General features: G+C 58.6%; 13 protein-coding genes. 3 read left to right on the forward strand and 10 right to left on the reverse strand.

The features are described 5' to 3' along the window. Positions 1–110: 110 nt before the first annotated feature. The 4 genes from B3Z17_RS15415 to B3Z17_RS15430 all read right to left on the reverse strand — a co-directional run bounded on the left by B3Z17_RS15415 (position 111) and on the right by B3Z17_RS15430 (position 6,821). Entirely contained in the window at positions 111–2,519 is a 2,409-nt protein-coding gene (locus tag B3Z17_RS15415) for an aldehyde dehydrogenase family protein (RefSeq protein ID WP_286830690.1), read from the reverse strand. 12 nt (positions 2,520–2,531) lie between these two features. Next, positions 2,532–3,488 (reverse strand): deoxyribose-phosphate aldolase, encoded by a 957-nt coding sequence (gene deoC, locus B3Z17_RS15420; protein WP_286830691.1) that lies wholly within the window; start codon positions 3,486–3,488, stop codon positions 2,532–2,534. A 72-nt stretch (positions 3,489–3,560) separates the two neighbouring features. Next, positions 3,561–5,162 carry a hypothetical protein gene (locus tag B3Z17_RS15425; protein WP_286830692.1) on the reverse strand — a complete coding sequence of 534 codons (1,602 nt, stop codon included), beginning with the start codon at positions 5,160–5,162 and terminating at the stop codon, positions 3,561–3,563. A gap of 66 nt (positions 5,163–5,228) precedes the next feature. Next, positions 5,229–6,821: a hypothetical protein gene (locus B3Z17_RS15430; RefSeq protein ID WP_286830693.1), complete on the reverse strand. Its 1,593-nt coding sequence runs from the start codon at positions 6,819–6,821 to the stop codon at positions 5,229–5,231. A gap of 114 nt (positions 6,822–6,935) precedes the next feature. On the opposite strand from B3Z17_RS15430, the gene B3Z17_RS15435 reads away from it, so the two are divergent. After that, the gene (locus B3Z17_RS15435; protein WP_286830694.1) at positions 6,936–7,523 is read left to right on the forward strand and encodes a thymidine kinase; all 588 of its coding nucleotides are present in this window, start codon (positions 6,936–6,938) and stop codon (positions 7,521–7,523) included. A 385-nt stretch (positions 7,524–7,908) separates the two neighbouring features. Beyond that, positions 7,909–10,794, forward strand: a complete 2,886-nt coding sequence (locus tag B3Z17_RS15440; RefSeq protein ID WP_286830695.1) for a TonB-dependent receptor domain-containing protein — start codon at positions 7,909–7,911, stop codon at positions 10,792–10,794. A 76-nt stretch (positions 10,795–10,870) separates the two neighbouring features. Here B3Z17_RS15440 and B3Z17_RS15445 read toward each other — a convergent pair whose 3' ends face one another. The 6 genes from B3Z17_RS15445 to B3Z17_RS15470 all read right to left on the reverse strand — a co-directional run bounded on the left by B3Z17_RS15445 (position 10,871) and on the right by B3Z17_RS15470 (position 18,092). After that, positions 10,871–11,656 carry a substrate-binding periplasmic protein gene (locus B3Z17_RS15445; protein WP_286830696.1) on the reverse strand — a complete coding sequence of 262 codons (786 nt, stop codon included), beginning with the start codon at positions 11,654–11,656 and terminating at the stop codon, positions 10,871–10,873. Positions 11,657–11,667: 11 nt separating this feature from the next. Continuing rightward, positions 11,668–13,869: a TonB-dependent receptor gene (locus B3Z17_RS15450; RefSeq protein WP_286830697.1), complete on the reverse strand. Its 2,202-nt coding sequence runs from the start codon at positions 13,867–13,869 to the stop codon at positions 11,668–11,670. Positions 13,870–13,877: 8 nt separating this feature from the next. Further along, positions 13,878–14,552, reverse strand: coding sequence for a substrate-binding periplasmic protein (locus tag B3Z17_RS15455; RefSeq protein WP_286830698.1), 675 nt, complete (start codon positions 14,550–14,552; stop codon positions 13,878–13,880). A gap of 283 nt (positions 14,553–14,835) precedes the next feature. Next, entirely contained in the window at positions 14,836–16,263 is a 1,428-nt protein-coding gene (locus B3Z17_RS15460) for an aldehyde dehydrogenase family protein (RefSeq protein WP_286830699.1), read from the reverse strand. A gap of 84 nt (positions 16,264–16,347) precedes the next feature. Further along, positions 16,348–17,178, reverse strand: a complete 831-nt coding sequence (locus tag B3Z17_RS15465) for an SDR family NAD(P)-dependent oxidoreductase (protein ID WP_286830700.1) — start codon at positions 17,176–17,178, stop codon at positions 16,348–16,350. A gap of 2 nt (positions 17,179–17,180) precedes the next feature. Further along, entirely contained in the window at positions 17,181–18,092 is a 912-nt protein-coding gene (locus B3Z17_RS15470; protein ID WP_286830701.1) for an alpha/beta hydrolase, read from the reverse strand. 131 nt (positions 18,093–18,223) lie between these two features. On the opposite strand from B3Z17_RS15470, the gene B3Z17_RS15475 reads away from it, so the two are divergent. Further along, positions 18,224–20,002: an alkyl sulfatase dimerization domain-containing protein gene (locus B3Z17_RS15475; protein ID WP_286830702.1), complete on the forward strand. Its 1,779-nt coding sequence runs from the start codon at positions 18,224–18,226 to the stop codon at positions 20,000–20,002. Positions 20,003–20,065: the final 63 nt, after the last annotated feature.

The raw sequence follows: 20,065 nt of genomic DNA on the forward strand, positions 1-20,065 counted from the left end.
GCCTTTCACCCCTGGGACAAAAAAAGGACCCGCACCAGATGGTACGGGTCCCAATTCTTTTGAACAGTTGCGGCGATATAGCCCCGCCGTCAGGCGAAATAGCCCCGCCGTCAGTAGGACTTGCCGCCTTCGTTGGCGTCGCCGTAGGGCACCCAGATGTTTTTGACTTCCGACGCCCGCTCCATCAGGCCGCGTGCGCTCATCTGCTCGCGGCTGGTGAAGTCATAGGCCTTGCCGTAATTCAGCCAGGTGCGTTTCATGTTGTCGGCCGCTGCCTTCTCGATCTCGGCACTGCCTTCGCGGCTGCCAAAATACCACAAGCCGTCGACACCATAGTGCTTGGCCATCGGCACCGCCATCGCGTCGCGGCTGCCTGTCACGATATTCACCACGCCCGCCGGCATGTCACTGGTTTCCAGCACCTGATAGAAATCTGTCGCCAGTAGCGGATAACGCTCGGATGGGATCATCACTGCCGTATTGCCCGCCGCGACCGCATAGGCCATCAGCGTCACAAACGCTAGAAGCGGATGTTCGTCAGGGCACACGATCCCGAGAACGCCCACGGGCTCATTCATCGCCAATGCCACACCGCGGATTGGCGGCGTGTGCACGCTGCCGTCATGCTTGTCGGCCATGGCTGCAGCACTGAAGAGGCGCTTCACGGAGAGCTCAACCTCGGCTTCCGCCGCCTTCTGGGTTGCCCCGGTCAGTGACTTGAGCCGGTCTGTGAACTCATCCGCGCGAGCGCTGAGATTCTCGGCCACATAATACAGGATCTGGGCGCGAAGGTGCGGCGTGGATTTGCCCCAGCCTGCGGCCTTCGTGGCCGCCTCAACCGCGTTCCGGATATCCTTGTAGTTGCCGTCGCCCACCAGGCCCGCGAACGCGCCTTTTTTATCAGCAATCGCTACGCTGTCACCGCCATCAGGCCGTGCCTGCTTGCCGCCAATATACATTTTGGCGGTACGGTCGATATGATCCAGCCCACTGCCCGCTTTCGGCATGGCCACGCTTTCAGGCACTGGGACAGGTGCCCAGTCTTTCAGCGCAGTCTCATAGCGCGGCCGCATGTAGGCCAGCATGCCTTCGCGACCACCCTCGCGGCCAAAGCCACTTTCACGGCGACCACCGAAGCCTGCGGCGGCATCAAACATGTTGGTGCCGTTGATCCACACCACGCCGGCCACAAGCGCAGGCGCCACTTCAAGTGCGCGGCTCAGGCTTTCAGACCATACTGTGGCCGCAAGGCCGTAGCGTGTGTTGTTCGCGAGCGCCACGGCTTCGGATTGCGTGCGGAAAGTGATGGCCGTCAGTACAGGGCCAAAGATTTCCTCGCGGTAAAGCGTGTTGTCCGTGCCCACACCGGTCACCAGCGTCGGCGGGAAGAAGACGCCCTCTTCCGGCATCTCGCACGGTGCTTTCCAGACAACAGCCCCCTGGCTTTCGCCGTCCGCCAGCAGGCGTTCGATGGTGTCCTTCTGGGTTTTGTCGACCACGGCACCGATATCGATGCATTTATCAAGGCTGGTGCCCACCCGCAGGGTGGACATGCGCGCCTTCAGCTTCTCAAGGAAGCGGTCAGCGATGCCTTCCTGCACCAGGAGACGCGAGCCCGCACAGCAGACCTGACCCTGATTGAACCAGATGGCGTCCACAAGGCCTTCGATGGCGCCGTCGATATCCGCATCCTCAAACACGATGTATGGAGACTTGCCGCCCAGCTCCAGCGTCAGTTTCTTGCCTGAGCCAGCAATCGCCCGGCGGATGATCTTGCCAACTTCGGTCGAGCCCGTGAAGGCCACCTTGTCGACATCTGAATTCACCACCATCGCGCCGGTGTCGCCTTCGCCGGTGACGATATTCACAACGCCCTTCGGCAGCCCGGCTTCCACACAAAGTTCCGCGAACTTGAGCGCAGTCAGCGACGTGAATTCTGCGGGCTTCAGCACCACGGTGTTCCCGGCCGCCAGCGCAGGCGCTACTTTCCAGGCCAGCATCAGCAATGGGAAGTTCCAGGGGATCACCTGGCCCGCAACCCCCAGCGCTTCATGGTCTGGGAATTCCTCGTCCATCAGCTCGGCCCAGCCGGCATGGTGATAGAAATGCCGCGCCACCAGCGGAATATCGATATCGCGGCTTTCGCGGATCGGCTTGCCGTTATCCAGGCTTTCCAGCACGGCCAGTACCCGGCTGTGCTTTTGCACCAGACGCGCCAGCGCATACATATATTTCGCCCGGCCATGGCCGCCAATCAGCGCCCAGCGGCCTTGTGCCTTGCGGGCGGCAGCCACCGCGGCGTCCACATCGTCCTGACCTGCTGCCGTGATATCCGCCAGCTTCTCGCCCGTGGACGGCGCGTAGGTCGCGAACTGTTTCGCGCCCTTTGGTTTCACCCATTCGCCATCGATGAACAGGCCAAAGGACCGCCCATTCGCCTCCAGCCACTTGTCGGCGTTGGCGCGGCTCTCGAGTGCTGGGCTATAATCCATGCTTTCAAACTTTTCTTTTACAGTCATGTCACACTCCCCTTAGCCCATCGCGTGGCGGTAAGACGCCGAATAGCCGCCCGTTGCATGATACTCGAGCTGACGCTCAAGATCACCAAGAAGGCTTGATGCCCCGAAGCGGAACAGGTCGGGCGACAGCCAATCGGTGCCCAGCTCTTCCTTGATCAGCGTCAGGTAGGCCACGGCATCCTTCGCAGTCTTGATACCGCCCGCAGGCTTGTAGCCCACCTTGATGCCAGTCTCCCGGTAGAAATCACGGATCTGGCGGATCATCACCAGACTGACGGGCAGCGTGGCATTTACGCCTTCCATGCCGGTGGAGGTTTTGATGAAATCTGACCCGGCCATCATGGCGGTCATGGAGGCCTTGCCAACTTGCGTGAGGTTGCCGTGTTCGCCGGTGGCCAGAATGGTTTTCATCAGCGCCGGCCCGCACGCGGCCTTGAAGGCCTTCACTTCGTCATACAGCGCCTGCCAGTTGCCTGTCAGCACATGGGCGCGGGTGACGACGATGTCGATCTCGTTTGCGCCCGCTTCCACAGACCGGCGGATTTCCTCCAGCCGGGTTTCCATGGGCGCAAGGCCCGCCGGGAAGCCGGTTGAAACCGCCGCGATGGGCACGCTGCCCTTCAGGGTCTCATTGGCTTCGGCCACCATGGAGTGGTACACACACACGGCGCCAGTGGTCAGGCCCATGTCCTCCATGCCGAATTTGGCCAAAATGTCGCGCCGCACCGGGTTCCGTGCTTTCTGGCACAGACGACGCACACGTCCAGGCGTGTCGTCGCCCGCCAGCGTCGTCAGGTCGATGCAGCTTACGGCTTTAAGCATGAAAGCGATTTGGCTGTCTTTTTTTACAGCCCGGCGTCCGCCCAGAGAGGCGGTACGGCGCTCCACCGCACTTTTGTTGACACGAATACCGTCCAGCCAGTCGGCGTGGAAGCTCGTGCCCTGATTAACAAGAGGCTCAGGTGTCATTGCTCATTCCGAATTTTAAAATATTCTGTGCTCTTTAAGCCGAATCTTGACCCTAGGGTCAAGATTTCTTTTTCATGACGTCGGCTTATTTTTAATGAAGCCCGCCAGATATAGCATGAATGCGGCGATCACGTAACCGACAGCCAACCGGTGCACCAGGAACTCGGCACCTCCCAAATCTGGTAAAGCCCAAGGAAGATACATTTCGGACTTGTCTGACACGGAGTGAATGATTCCAAACTCGGTGAATATTGCCGCCGCCAGGGCTGCTCCCGCTGCTCGAATCATCTTCCGGTCGATGATCCAGACAATCAGTGCGCCCCAAAGCAAACTGGTGAGGATGTAGCCACGTGACATAGCGCCCAACATGAAATAGCCTGCCATCCAGTCCGTGGAGATGGCCTGCGCCGCCCCGCCTTTCACCATTTGATAGAGAGCATCAACCTTTGTGTGGGCATAATTCAGGATCGCCGGCACAGTCGCAAACAGAAGCGCAGGTGCGTGCCGCACGTCGCCGCCAGAGAATGCTAGCCGCAGGATATCACACGCCACCACCACAAGGATCGGCTTCAACACCGCCTCAGGGATCATCTGCGACGCCAGGGCAATCACGCCCAGGAAGCCGCCCACCGTGATCACACCCGCGGCCCCCAAAGCGTAGCCCGTGCGCGCGCCCATGCGCTTGTATGTGGCATGGCCAAAATATGGTGTGGTTTGCACCACGCCGCCGAAAAGCGCACTGACGGCCGTGGCCGCGGCATCAAGGCGCACCACCTTGCCCGCGTCGAACTCGTCGCCCGCGATGCGGGCGCCCGCTGTCACATTCACAGCACTTGCGGCAATCAACAGCGCGAACGGGAAGATGATGCCCAGATAGTTGGTTACGTTACCGAACATGGCCAGCGCACCACCAAGCGTGGGCGCAGGAAGGGCCGGCACAAGTTCAGGCATTTCCCGAACAATATAGCCGTCACCGGCACCGCCAAACGCAAGGATATAATAGAGGACGGTGCCCGCCACGATGGCGATGATCGCACCGGGCATATTGAATGGCAGGCGGTGGCCTGCGATCAACGCAAAGCCCATGATCACCAGCGACACGATGCCCACTTCCGGCAGCGCAAACACGCCGAACAGGGCTTCGGCGCCCAGCCAGACGGTGGCGATACCAGCCATGGCACCCACAAGCGCCATCTGCGGCAGCTGCTGCTGCATCGCACGGCCAAAGAAAGACAGGCAGAATTTGATCACGGCCATCCAGAAAGTACAGGCCATGCCCAGCACCCAGGCCTTGTCAGCCGCGCCGTCCACCCCAAGCGTGTCCACATTGGCCGCGTATGTCGGGCCGATGATGAAGAAACACATGCCGAACACGGACGGCAGGTCGAGCCCCAGCGGAATGCTGGTGAGCGCGTCATTGCCCGTGGCTTCGCGGGTCTTTTTCGTCAGCCAGAAAAAGGCCAGGTTACCGATCATGATACCGGTGATGGCGCCCGGGATGATCTTGCCGAACATATATTCCGCCGGATAGCCAAACGCGCCCATCAGAACGCCCGCCAGCACGAACATATTCACGACAACATCAAGGAAAAACGCTACACCGGCGTTCGTATCAGCCGCCAGCTGCGACGCCGGTGCCGCAACACCCGCCAGCATCTTGTTGGTTTCAGCCATAGCCCCCACACTTCCCTTCTAAAATACACATTACTGCCCGGATGGGCCTTTCCCCTTCATGGGGGCTTATTTGAATGAGGTCCGCTTCCGCTCCGGGATGCGCCGCTCATCTTCGAAAACGCGAAGCCGTTCCTCCAGTTCCCACTGCAGCTTCGCTTTTTCACTTGTCTCTAAAAACGCCGCGCATTCTGCCCCGGCTTGTGCGCCCGTTTCCACATCTTTTTTGCAGGCCTCGGATTCCCAAAGGCTATCGCCCGGCAGGAAACTGTAGGTCAGCGAGTTTCGAGCGCTGTGCCGAAGCTCGAAATAGGGCACGCGATGTTCAGTATAGAGCCGCATATATTCATGCGTCAGATCAATGCGTGAAACGCCCTCGTCGTCAGTCGACAGCGCATAGGGCACCAGCATGTCGCGGTACAGTACCAGCGGATGGTCCTTGCCCTTGACGCCCAAAATCGTGTCGTTCGAGGTCAGGTTGATCTCAACCATGATGCCCTCTTCGGCCATCTTTTTCAGCAGCCCTTCGGAATCCCGTTCGTACCCCACGGCGATGCCGTGGCCAATGCGCTTGGCGTGGCCAACTTCAATCGCGTCACGGATGTGGAAGGTCAACTGCTTGGGGCGCACCAGGCCCATCGTCAATTCACCCGCATGCAGCGCCACATTCCTGGGCCCCAGGTTGGTATAAAGATGGTCAATCATGCGCATGTGCAGCCTATAGTCCCTGAGCGCCACACGGCCATCCTCGGGCGCCACCAGGTTCATGCCCAGCATCATGGGTTCGTCCTTCATCAGGGCCCAGCCCAGAATCATCTGGCCGTAAACCATGGCGGGCTCAAACTCGCGGATCACCTGATGCAGGAACCGGATTTTCACGCCGCAGCCGGCGTCCGCATTCGCGGTGCCACACCGGAGCAGCTGGTCCTTGCGCGCCCGCGCCGCCGCGATCTGGGTGCGGGCGGACGCCACCAGTGTAGGCATGGCCTGGCCGAACGGGCCGGACATCAGCGTCTGGTAATCCGCCGCCAGATCGCCTGAAAGCTGGGTGCCCGATAGCAGTGGGAACAGTTCCGGCAGGATGATGGTCTCCATCAACTCCAGATACAGGATATTTTGCCGCCCTGCCCGCGCTGCTACGTTCGCCAGTTGGTCCCCCAGCCGTTTGGGAGACGCACTGATTCGGGCAAAGGTGGCGAAAAAGTCATTGTGACCAGACCAGTTGAGCGTCGGCACATAGGACCGGTTCGACAGCGAATTGATAAGCTCCCGGCGGTGATCCTCATTCGCTTGCGCTTCTCCCGCCGTCAACCAGCCGGAGGCCGCACAACTGTCTTTCACCTTGAACCGAAGCGCCGGCACGCTCATGTCCGCGCACAGGCCGTCTGCCGCTGCCCACTCAAGCCAGCTTTCGGCATAGATGGCGCCGCGCAGGTGGCTGTGAATATCGCCGCCCTTGGGGAATGCTTCCATAAACTGCCTGAGGCGGCCATTTTCCGCCGCCCAGGAAAGGGCTGACCCGGCCATACGCGCCTTGACCGCGCGCTGGTCATCGCCCTGTGCGCTTGCGGGCGTCGTCGCAACCACCAGCAAGGATGCCACCAGGCCGCCCAACATGGCGCGAACCGCTTGTCTAATCAGCGATATTTTACCGTCCCGCATTTTTTCCTCCCCAAAAGCTTGCCCAAACATGAACTACTTAATAGGCTCGCCAAAACTTTATCCCAATCCGGGACCAAAGAACATAGGGCACCCGAGCGTTAAGGTAGTCAGGCCATGGCCAAGCTGTATTTTTATTATTCCGCGATGAACGCGGGCAAATCCACAACCCTTCTGCAAAGCAGCTTCAACTACCGGGAACGCGGTATGAACACCATGCTGTTCACCGCGGCCATTGACGACCGTTTCGGCGAAAGCGTCATCGCCTCGCGGCTCGGCCTGAAAGAAGACGCGCACATATTCGACACGAATCTTGACCTATTTGTCAAGATTACTAACCAACTGAATGAAACGCCTCTGCACTGCGTGCTTGTGGACGAAGCCCAGTTTCTGAACAAAGGGCAGGTCTTCCAGCTGGCAAGCGTGGCCGACAGACTGGGCATCCCGGTGCTGTGCTATGGCCTGCGCACCGATTTCCAGGCCAACCTGTTTGAAGGCAGCCAGTGGCTTCTGGCCATCGCGGACGAGCTTCACGAGCTGAAGACCATCTGCAAATGTGGCGCCAAAGCCACGATGAATATGCGGGTGGATGAAAAAGGCGATGCCGTACGGGAAGGTGCCTCCATCGAGATCGGCGGTAACGACCGTTACATCGCCCTGTGCCGCAAGCATTTCCATGAGAAACTGCGCGGCCCGCAGCTTTAGCCTAACCCATAGTTGCAGCACCAAGGCAGCATTGCTACCTCAAACAATTGCAAATGCAGTTAAACTTTGGTTCCACCAAAACCAAAATAAAAGTCCAGCCAGCCTACATGCGGGCCAAGATGTTGCAATTGCTGCCTAATAGGTCAGGATTGCTGCGTCTTTTTAGTCACACAATGGTAATATAGTTTCACCAGATACCTATATTTTTGACTTTTCATTACCCTCCCGGCACCACCATCGGTTTTACTGCATTCATGAGGTCGAAATCAGAAAAAAATATCGGCCTCATACCCGGGGAGGAAACATAGATCGCCAGGCCTGCGTCAGGCCTGCTTACGTTGCCGTCCCCGGTTCTAAGAGAGGAACAAATAAGGGAGATGAGGCAATGACACACTCACTTGCCACTATGCGAAAGCTCCAGCTGCTTGCCGGCTGTGCTGCTGTCGCCGTAACATTTGGTACACCTACATTCGCCCAGGACACGGCACTGGAGGAATTCGAAGAAGTTGTTGTTACAGGTTCGCGCATCCGCCAGAACCCGCTTGAGGCGACAAACCCGGTGCAGGTGCTTTCAGCTGCGGACATAGATGCGTCCGGCCAGCTGTCTGTTGCAGACTTCCTGCAGCGCCTGCCAATTGCCGGCTCTGCCATCAACCGCACCAACAACTCGTCCGGTAACCTTGGCTTCCCGCCAGACGGTTCCGGTATCGGGGCTGGTGCATCGCAGATCGACCTGCGCTATCTGGGCTCCAAGCGCGTGCTCGTGCTTGTTGACGGCAAGCGCTGGATCCGCGGCTCATCCGCATCGGGTGTTTCAGGCGCAGTTGACCTGAACACCATCCCAACCGGCATCATCCAGTCGATCGAAGTCCTGCAGGACGGCGCATCAACCATTTATGGTTCCGACGCCATTGCGGGCGTGGTTAACATCAAGACCCGCACCGACTATGAAGGCTTCCGCGCAAGCGCCTATTATGGCCAGTTCGACGAAGGCGACGGCGAAAGCCAGGAATATGATGTTTCCTGGGGCGCATCGACTGACCGTACCCGTGTCCTGATGGACGTAAGCTACACCAAACAGGGCAGCGTTGAAGCCGCCGACCGTGAGCTGACCGCTTTCGCCCTGCCGTTTGAAAACCTCGGTGCGTCTTCCGGTACACCGCAAGGCCGCTTCGTGTTCAACAACGATTTCGGTTCGATCACGCCAAACGACGGCGCAGGCGTTGTGCCAAACTTTGACCCAACCGATCCAACAGGCCCGAACTCGGACTATCACGCCTTCACACTGCAGGACCGCTTCAACTATTCGCCTTACAACAAGGTGATGACGCCAAGCGAACGTGTGAATATCTTTGCCAAGGCAGAGTATGACGTAACCGACACCATCACGCTGCGCACTTCCGCGGCCTACAACAACCGCCGCAGTGTCAGCCAGGCCGCACCTGAGCCTCTGTTCTTCGGCGCCGATGCCGGTGCAGGTTACTGGATGGACAATGTGGTGGTTCCAGAAGACCATCCGTTCAACCCATTCGGTATTGAATTGAACAGTGAGACGTTCGCCTTTGGTGGCCGTCGTCCGATCGAGGCAGGCCCACGTGTCTTCACCCAGAATGTTGATACCTGGTACGTGTCCTCTACACTGGACGGTGACTTCAGCACCGGTGATCGCACCTGGTACTGGGACATCAACGCAACCTGGTCGCAAAGCCAGGCCAATCAGGTCAAGAACGGTGCCTTCAATGCTCGCAAGATCAACGAAGCACTGGGTGACCCGGATGCCTGTGCCGCCCTTCCAGGCTGTGTGCCTCTGAACATCTTCGGTGGTCAGGGCCCGGACGGCAATGGTACCATCACTCAAGCCATGCTCGACTATATCACCTTCACGCAAAAAGATGAGAGCCGCCAGAAGCTTCTGGATATCTCAGCCAACATCGCGGGTGAAGTTGTAGACCTGCCTGCTGGCCCGCTTGGCGTGGCCCTGGGCTGGAACTACCGTGAAGAAACCGGCCGGTTCATTCCTGACAATGTTGTATCCTCCGGCGAGACTGCAGGCGTACCTGCAAGCCCGACCGCTGGTTACATCCACGTGAAGGAATTCTACGGCGAGGTGAACGTACCGCTGATCGCTGACAAAGACTTTGCGAAGAACGTTGCCCTGAGCGGCGCTTTCCGGTCTTCCGACTATAATACGTCGGGCAGCAACACAGTGTTCAAGGTTGGTGCCGTTTGGCAGGTTAATGATGACCTGACCTTCCGCGGTAACTGGTCTGAAGGCTTCCGTGCACCAAACATCGGTGAGCTCTACAACACGGGTTCGCGCTTCGACAGCACGATCACCGACCCTTGTAGCACTGGCGGCGGCACAGCCCAGCACCCGAACTGTTCGGCGCTTGGCGTACCGGCTGATCTGGTTCAGATCAACCCGCAAATCAGCGTGACCACAGGCGGTAACCCGAACCTGACACCTGAAACAGCAAAAACCTGGACGGCTGGCTTCACCTTCAGCCCGGCTGGTCTTGCTGACAGCATGGGTCTGCAGGGCATCACCATTGAAGCCAACTATTATGACATCGCAATGGAAAACGTGATCCAGGCGCCAAACGCGTCTGAAGTTCTCCAGGGCTGTGTTGAAACGCTGGCTGACGTGTTCTGTAACGCAGTAACCCGTACGTCAAACGGCCAGGTAACCCGGATCGCGGGCGTGCTGACCAACATCGCAGGCATTGACACCAATGGCTTCGACTGGTCGATCAGCGCTGAAACCATCCCGGCTGACTGGGGTCAGTTGCGCTTCAAGTGGGTGAACAGCCACCTGTTCAACTTCGAAGAGTCTGTTCCAAACGCCACGGGCGGCCTCGACGTAATTGATCGTGCCGGCACCGAGCTTGGTTCGCCTGAGCGTGCCTACATCAAGTTCAAGTCTTCCGTGTTCCTTGACTGGACTAAAGACCAGTGGACTGTGGGCGCGACCTTCCGGTACCTCGACAGTGTTGAAGAAGCATGTGGTGGCCTGATCGGCGACTTCGGCTTCACGCAATATTGCTCGAACGGTGCGGACGGCAACACGCTGGGCAGCACCCTCTACACTGACCTGGCGGTTACCTACCGCCCAGAGTGGTTCGACGGCGAAACAGCCATTACCCTCGGCATTCAGAACCTCCTGGACCAGGACCCACCGTTCTGCTCCACGTGTGACCTGAACAACTTCGACGGTACTGTGCACGCAACGCCTGGCCGCTACTTCTACGGTCAGATCAGCTTCAAAATGTAAGCTGACAACATAGCCAAACAAAAAGGCGTCATCCTTCGGGGTGGCGCCTTTCTTTTTCCATTCACGGAAACCTCGGTTACTGGCCGATATCCACCGGCACATCCACACCAACAATGCGCACATACGGCCCAAAGATTTCCTTCAGGCGCCCGTCAGCACGCATAGCGAGAATGCTTGCATCAATATCCGCGATCAGGGCCTCAGATTGGGCTGACCTGTGGCACAACACATGGGCGGTCGAACTGAAAAGCGGTTTGTCGATCGCAAGGCTGGGCGTGCCGTGTCCCATTCTGTCGAACAGGATGAAAGCATCGGGCACCCAGCTCCAGATGGCATCCACCCGGCCGGACATCAGAAGGCGAATACCGCTTTCTTCTGATTCCACCCGCAAAACTTTGGCATCAAGGTTTGGCAGGAACAGCTCCAGCGGCACACCGACCCAGGCGGCCAGCCTCTTGCCCTTGAGCTCTGTGACATCAGTAACGGCAGGCGTGCCTGGCTTTGTCACGATATGAGCGGTGATATAATCGATGGCTACACTTTCCACGACAGCCGCGCGTTCCGTGCTGGGAAAATTCATTTTCACCGCAGCGAACGAGACCGGCACCATACAGTGCACCTCGCCCTCCTCATACTGCTTCAGCATGCGCTTGACCGGCATGGTCACCAGCTGTGTCGGCACCTGCGTTTCCGCGAGCAATGCCCGCACCAGGTCGGCATAGTGCCCGGTGCCGTCCTTTTCAAACCGCCCTTCCTTCAGGAACCCGGCCACCACAAGGGGCACACCTTCAGACGCTTCCGCCTCTGCCTGCCCGCCCAGGAAACCAATAATGACACACAAAATACCTAGGGAGTTCTTCAATTCAGCTCCGTTCAAAAAACGCGCCCAAGAGCGACATACCAGGTTCGAGGTTCACCATAGAAGCCTGTCTGAACGTTGCCAAGGGTGCGAAATTCGAATGCATCCACCTGATAGATCGTGTCGAAAAGGTTTTTCACGCCAGCCCGCACCGACCATTTATCTGCGGCATCAACCCAGCGGGCATTGGCCCCCACAAGCCAATAGCCGTCCTCATAGAGAAGATTCGAATTGTCCACACTGGTGTAATAGTCTGAGACATATCTGACGTCAGCGCCGATATCCACGCTACCTCCGGTTCCAAGCGCCAGATGGTACACAGCCCCCGCGCTCAAGGTCACGTCGGGTGTGCGGATCGGCTCCTGGCCGGTTCGGTCGCGCTGGTCGTCACGAAATTCCTTATAGCTGGCGCCTAATAGCCCGATATTGCCCCACAAGCTCCAGACGTCCAGATTGGCCCGCAGCTCTGCCTCCGCGCCATACATCTCCAGCTTGGCGGCATTGATGGTCGGGAAATTGAACCCGGCGCTCTGATCGCTGCTGTCGATCGCGACGGCCACCCGCGCCTGATAATCTGTGTAGTCGTTATAGAAGCCGGTCAGCCCATAAGACAGCACCCCGTCCATGGTGCGCCCCTTAAAGCCCACTTCATAGGACCAGACATATTCGGGCTTGAAGGGCTCAGAGTCTGCCGCAGAAAACATCCGCCCGTTAAAGCCACCGGACCGGAAACCGCGGGCAATACGCGCGTACAGGTGGCTATCTTCCGTCAACCGATAATCCACTGTCACGCTTGGGGTGAAGGCGTCCCAGGCGCCACTGCCCTCAAATTCGAAAACATTTGTGATCACGCCGCCCGTCATGGTTTCGCTGACCCGCTCAAAATCCTTCTCGTCACGCGACCAACGCGCGCCCAGGGAAACCGTCCACACGTTGCTCAGCTCGATATTTGCATGCCCGAACAGGGCCATGTTGTCGACATGCTGTGTGTCATGGCCCGGCTGGGAAAAGCCGATCTGGGCGCCACCGACAAGAATATATCCGTTCAGGAATGTCTCCTGTACGGCCACACTTTTCTCCGTCATGTAAAAAGCGCCCAATATGGCGTCCCATTTTTCCCGGGTGATGCTCAGTTGCACTTCCTGGCTCACCTGCTCATGCACCCAGGTTGCCCACACATCGCCAATCTCAAACTCGCTGCCATCCGCATCCAGCCACTGCACCGGGTTCATATGCCGGTAGGATGTGATGGACTTCAGGCTATAGACGTCAGACAGATCCCATTCGGCGGTCAGCGACAGGCCCCAGTGCGTGTTGGTCTGGCCATTTTCTGCATCGATGGAGCTCGCCAGTGTTTCGCCGTCAAACGGCCCGGGTGCCTCGCGCACCACCGTCGGGCCAAGCGCCAGATCGATTACATACAGGTGGTCTTCGGCGCGGCCCAGATACTGACCCACATCAATGTCCATGAGGTCCGCCGCCAGGGTCAGACGCACGTCGTCGCTGGGCTTAAGCGCCAGTTTCAGCCTGCCGGAAAAGACATTATCGTCATAATAGTCCGTGCCGGTGAAGGCATCTTTATAAAAGCCGTCCCGGTTCGAATAGCGTGCAGCCAGGCTCAGCGCCGCCGTGTCGCCCGCCAGCGGGAAAGCAGCATAAAGCGCCGCTGTCTTCTGGTCATAAGCGCCATATTCAATTTCGGCATTGCCGCCGCCGTCAAAGGGATCGCGGGTAATAATATTAACCGCACCACCGATGGTATTCTTGCCGTATAGCGCCCCTTGCGGCCCGCGCAGCACCTCCACGCGTTCCACATCAAACAGACGCATCATCGACCCCTGCATGCGGGAAAGATAGACGCCGTCGACATACATGCCCACGCCCTGCTCGAAAGTCTGCAGGCTGTCACGCTGGCCAATTCCCCGGATGAAGATGGATGCCGCATTGGACTGGGCACTGCCGGCCACGATGGTCAGGTTGGGCGCAAAAGCACTGATGTCGGAAAGGTCTGCCACACCAAGTTCGTCAAGCGCTTGGCGGTCCAGTGCGGTCACCGCGGCAGGGACATCGCTCAGGCTTTCGCTGCGCTTTCGGGCGGTGATGGTGATTTCTTCTGGCGCATTCACGGCTGTCTCGGCAGCCACGGGATTGGATAGAGAAACTAGAGCAGAACTCGAAACAGCGACCCCCAAGGCCAGGCTGTTTATTCGTTTCATGATTACCCCTATTTATTTTCTAAACGGGCAAACGGCCCTAAAACCCTTTGCAGCTCCCCGCTCTCGCGCAGCGCCCGGATACGCATATTGACGTGGTCGACAAAAGGTTCGGCGCCGGTCCCAGCCTTGCACACCACATGGGTTGTCGTTTCGAACAATATATAATCTGGGTTAAAATCCGGTAACTGGATTCCAGTATTCTCAGCAATGATGAACGCGTCCGGAAACCAACCATACATGCCGTCCACCCGCCCGGCTTCCAGCATGCGCAGGGCGGTTTTGTCATCAGGGGTTCGGATGACGGCGAAGCGGTCGCTGTCAGCCATCAGGGCTGTATATTCCACACCGCGCTGGACAGCGATCGTCCGCCCGAAAACATCCTCTTTGCTGTTGATCATGGGCTGCCCTTTTCTCGTCAGAATATGAGAACTGACGAAATCCACCATTGCGCTTTCAAACAGCTCATCTGGTTTTAGGGACGTCAGCGCGACCGAGGCGCTGATCGACGCTGGAAAAAGACAGGACCGCTGCGTCTGTTCGAATTTCCTAAGCGCCCGCACCAACGGATAACGCTGGTAAACCGCCAGGGATTGGTCGATCGGCATGATCCGCCTGATCAACCGGTTGTAGCCACTTTGAGGGTCATCATCCAACCGCCCTTCAAGATGGGCGCCAATCAGCATGATGGGCGCTTTCTGCTGGTCCCCGTCACCGCGCGCTGCAACTGCCACCATAAAGGTGAGTAGCAGGCCCCGGAACAATAAATGCCGGAACAGAAAATGACTGACAAAATGTCTCATGACCGCCTTTGTTGTAGCAGGCCCCCGCCACATACCGCCACGCGCTTCCCTTGCCGCATGACCGTCTACCCCTAAACTTGGCCTGATTATCGCGCCATGGCAACCGTTAGACACCAAAAAGGGGCACAGATGCGCCCCTTCATCACCCTCAGGCTGCTAGTTGCTATTACGCGTTGTAGCCCAGGATGGATTTGGTCTCCAGGAAATCGGCGAAGGCATGATCGCCCCACTCGCGGCCATTGCCTGACTGCTTGTAGCCACCAAAGGGGGCAGAGATATCCCCCGGCGCACCGTTGATATAGACCATGCCCGTGCGCATTTTCGCAGCCACGCGGCGGGCACGTTCCGGGTCGGCGGACTGCACCGCGCCCGACAGGCCGTAGATGCTGTCGTTGGCAATGCGCACCGCGTCATCTTCTGTTTCATAGCCCATGATCGCCAGCACGGGGCCAAATACTTCCTCGCGCGCGATGGTCATCTCAGGTTTGACATCCGCAAACACGGTTGGTTTGACGAAGAAGCCTTCGGGGCAACCGTCTGGACGGCCCGGGCCACCCACGACAAGGCGTGCGCCCTCGTCTACGGCTTCCTGCATCATGGCGCCGACTTTTTCAAACTGCTGGCCGTGGGCGATAGGGCCCATGGTGGTCTCCTCCTTGGTGGGATCACCAGTGACCACGCTTGAGGCCGCCTGGTGGGCAATCGACGCCGCTTCGTCCATGCGGTCCGCCGGCACCAGCATGCGGCTCAGGAGCGTACAGGTCTGGCCCGTGTTGCGCATGGCCGCCAGCGTTTCGCGGGCCACCACCTCTTCCAGATTGGCATCGTCCAGAATGATGTTGGCTGACTTGCCGCCCAACTCCTGCGTCACGCGCTTGATGGTGGGTGCTGAGGCTGCCTGCACGGCTGACCCCATACGGGTAGAGCCGGTCACGGACATCATATCGATACCCGGATGGGCGGACATGGCCTCGCCCACGCTTGGGCCTTCGCCGTACACAAGGTTATAGACACCCTTGGGCACGCCTGCGGCTTCCATGATTTCCGTGAACAGCTGGGCGCTATAGGGTGTCACTTCGCTGGGTTTCAGCACCATGGTGCAGCCCGTTGCGATGGCTGGCGCCACCTTGCAGGTAATCTGGTTGATCGGCCAGTTCCACGGCGTGATCATGCCCACAACCCCAATCGGCTCCTTGGCAATGCGGGTTGGGCCCCGGTCTTCATGAAATTCGTAATTTTCCAGCACCTTGGCGGCGGTCATCAGATGCCCAAGGCCTGAGGGCGCGTGCGCGCGTTCCGCCAGCGTCTTGGGCGCGCCCATCTCCAGCGTGATCACCTCAGCCATTTCGGCCATGCGTTTCTTGTATTCCGCAATGATGGCGTTCAGAAGTTCCAGCCGTTCCTCCCGGCTGGTGAATGCGAAACTCTCAAACGCCTCACGCGCCGCAGCCACGGCCTTGTCTACGTCGGCTGCGGTGCCCAACACCATCTCGCCTGACTTCTTGGCTGTTGCCGGATTGATGAGGTCCCGTGTCGCAAATTCAGCGGGGTCGACCCACTCACCACCAATATAATGTTTGTAAAGCTGCCGCATGTTGCGTCTCCCTCATCAATGCTTTGATTTGATCTGAAGGATAGATGGGCACGCGGCGAAGTCAAACAACCCTATAGGGGTAGATTAAAATGGGCTCTTGCCAGCGCGTTCTGTCATCTTCTTCATGAACATGCGGCGCCACCGGTTCGGCATCCAGCGCGACAGCCGGTCGGCCCAGCGGGCGTCCTTGCCCACAAGAATGCGGTAGTCGCCCTTTTCGACACCGTCTAGGATGATGGCCGCCGCCTGGTCTGGCGTGGTGATGGCCAGTGCCTGAAAACGTTCCTGCGTTTCGCCCTCAGCGATATCACCGTCAATATTATGCAGGTGCTTGCCGTGGCGCACGATGTTGGTATCCACCCCGCCAGGATGCACGGAATGCACCAGCACCCCGGTGCCCTGCAGCTCATAGAACAGGCTTTCATTGAAGCCCTTCACGGCGTGCTTTGCGGCACAATAGGCCGACTGGCTGGGTATGCCAATAATTCCGAACAGACTTGAGATATTGACGATATGGCCGTGCCCGCGCTTCAGCATGCCTTTAAGGGCCGCCTTCGTGCCATAAACCACACCATAGAAATTGATGTTCATCACCCACTCAAGGTCTGTGTAGGTCATTTTATCGACCGTGTCGGAAAGCGACACGCCTGCATTATTGAAGAGGATGTCGATACCACCCATCTTGGCCTCGGCGTCGGCAACAGCCGCTTCAAACTTGGCCCGGTCGGACACGTCAAGCACACATGAATGGACATTCACTTGCCTGGCTGTTAGCTCAGCCACCGCATCCTCAAGCCCCGGCCCATTCACATCCGTCAGATAAAGCGTGGCCCCGCGCGCAGCAAGTGCCTGAGCAAGGGCAAGCCCGATACCAGACGCAGCACCGGTGATGAAGACGGTTTCAAGTTTTGCCATGATCAGTTCCCCCAATGATGCTCAAAGAAGGCCGCCATCTCGGCGATGGCGCGCTTGCCCTCTGGCACCAGACCCGCCTGCATGTGCCAAACATGATGCATCTTCGGCCAGACGTCCAGATGCACACTACAGCCAGCATCCTGGGCCTTCTTATGAAACCTTGTGCTGTCAGAGAGCAGGATTTCCTCTGAGCCCACCTGCACCAGCGTGGGCGGCAAACCAGCCTGATCCCCAAACAGCGGCGACGGCCGCGGGTCATCGGGCGAAAGTTCCCCGCTATAGACCTGACCCGCGATCTGAATGCCGTCCGCGTCCAGCATGACTTCCTTGTCCCGGTTGGTGCGCACACTCTCGCCAGATCCGGTGACGTCCAGCCAGGGGGAAATCAGCGCCAGCGCCACAGGCATGGTGCGTTCGCTATCCCGGATGGCATGGGCGGTCGCCAGCGTCAGTCCGCCACCAGCGCTGTCGCCCGCCATGGTAATGGGCACACCCAGGTTTTCAGCCTGGATATAGTCATAGGCCGCCAGCGCATCCTCAATAGCTGACGGGCAGCGATGCGCCGGCGCCAGGCGGTAATCCAGCAGGAACACCCGTGCCTTCATGGCCCTGGACAGCCGTGCGCCCAGGTCACGATAGTGCTTTGGCCCACCCCAGACATAGCCGCCACCGTGGCTGAACATCAGGATACGGTCGCCCCGTGCACCCGGCACGCTGATCCACTCACCGCGCACAGTGCCTGTATCCACGGCTTCCACTGTCGCATCCGATGGCGCACCCGGCATTTTGCTTTCCATGGCCTTCAGCGCCACTTCAAAATGCTTGAGACGCGCTTGCTGCGGCGCGGCCTCCAACTCTTTCGGCCGGAATACAGCCCTGATTTTCCGGCGTACAAGCCAGGCCCTGATTGACATAAATTGCTCCCCTTTACTGGCGTTGCCTGCTGCTCCCTACAGCATTTCGAACAAGCCGCTTGCCAAGAATATTAATGATCTTCATTATATAGTCAAACACTTCGAGTCTTGCTTTGGGAGGGGCGCTTGAAATGAAAAAACAGCTGACTGGACTGCTCCTGTCTGCCGCCATACTGACAGGCTGCGACGAGACAGAATCCAAACCCACCTACACAGACGACTATAGCGCGCCCGACTATCTGATCGAATTTGGCAAAATGTTCAAAGAAGGTGTGCAGAAGGCATCAGATGCCCCGGTCTGGCTCTACACAAACGTCAATAACGGCATCCCGAACACGGTAGTGATCGAGGGCGGCACCGGCCTGATCATCGTCGACACCACATTGAAGCTCGAAGACGGCCAAAAGACGCTTGAGATGATCCGCGAGCGCACCAGGAAGCCGGTCAAGGCCGTGATCTACACCCATCACCACAATGACCATGTGGGCGGGGCGGCCGCCTTCGTGGACCCGGCGGATGCCCGCGCAGGCAAGGTGCCCGTGATTGCGGCGGCGAACTTCGTGCGTGAAATGCAGGACGAAAATGCCGTCACCATCCAGATCATGGGCATGCGCGCGCTTTATATGTACGGCACGCTTCTGGATGACGATACCGACGGCCGGAACTATCACGTCGGCCTTGGTGGCCGCATCAAACCCGGCACCATGGGTTATGTGGAACCCAACACTTTTGTGGACGGCACGCGTGAGATGACCATCGACGGCATCCGCATGGAACTGTTCCAGACGGGCGGCGAAGCCGCCAGCCACATCGGCATCTATTTGCCGGACTATGAGATGATCCTATCTGGCGACGAAATTCAGGGCCCCACCTTCCCGAACCTGCACAGCCTTCGCGGCACCAAGCCACGCGATGCCAATGCCTGGATCGATGCCATCGACCATATGCGTGCCTACAAGCCCAAGGTAATGGTGCCAAGCCACGGTCCGATTGTTGAGGGCCGCGACGAGGTCGAGCATATCTTCCGCACCTACCGGGACGCCATCCAGTGGACCCACGACCAGGCTGTTCGGCTGATCAACCAGGGCTATACCCAGGAGGAACTGGCCGAAGCCCTGCCCCGCCTGCCCGAGCATCTGACCATCACCCCCTGGACGCGGGAGGTCTACGGCACCGTCAAACACAGTGTGCGCAACTATTTCACCGGCTATATCAGCTGGTTTGATGGCGACGCCGCAACCCTTGACCCGACGCCGCGAACAGAGCGCGCACGCCGCACCGTGGCCCTGATGGGCGGGCGCGACCGGGTCTATGCGGAAGCCGAAAAAGCTATGGCGGAGGGCGACCCGCAGTGGGCGTCTGAGTTGCTGACCCATCTGGTGCGCATTGATCACGACGACACGGCGGCAAGGGCGCTGAAGGCCCGTGCCTTCCGACAGATCGGCTACAAAACCCTGAACACCAATTGGCGCGGCTTCTATCTGACCGGCGCGAAGGAATTGGATGGTGACATCGATAGTGTGGCGATCCAGGAGAACCTCAGGAAACGCTTCAATGCCTCCGCCATCCCAAGCGATCGGCTGCTGAGCCTGATGCGCTACAAGTTGGTGCCCGAAGAAGCCGCAGGCAAGGCGCTGACCGTCAGCTTTGTGTTCCCGGACCGGGATGAAGCCTTCACGCTGGAGCTTCGGAACCAGATTCTGGTCGTGCATGAAGGCCTGAAGGGCGAACCCAACGCCACGCTGACGCTGGACCGCACCACCTATGACCGGATGATCCGGGGCGAAGTAGGCTTCGCGGGCGGCCTGATGGACGGCGATATCCAGTTGGACGGCAGCAAGCTTGATGTTCTGGCCTTCTTCGGGTCTTTCGACCTGGACACGAAAGCCATCCCGCTGGTGGTCCGCTGAGGATCGTGCGCACCAATCAAGTGGCATATTTTTCCAACAAGCGTTCAAATAATTCGCTTGCAC

The sequence above is a fragment of the Kordiimonas sp. UBA4487 genome (genome assembly GCF_002389025.1).
Lineage (GTDB): Bacteria > Pseudomonadota > Alphaproteobacteria > Sphingomonadales > Kordiimonadaceae > Kordiimonas > Kordiimonas lacus.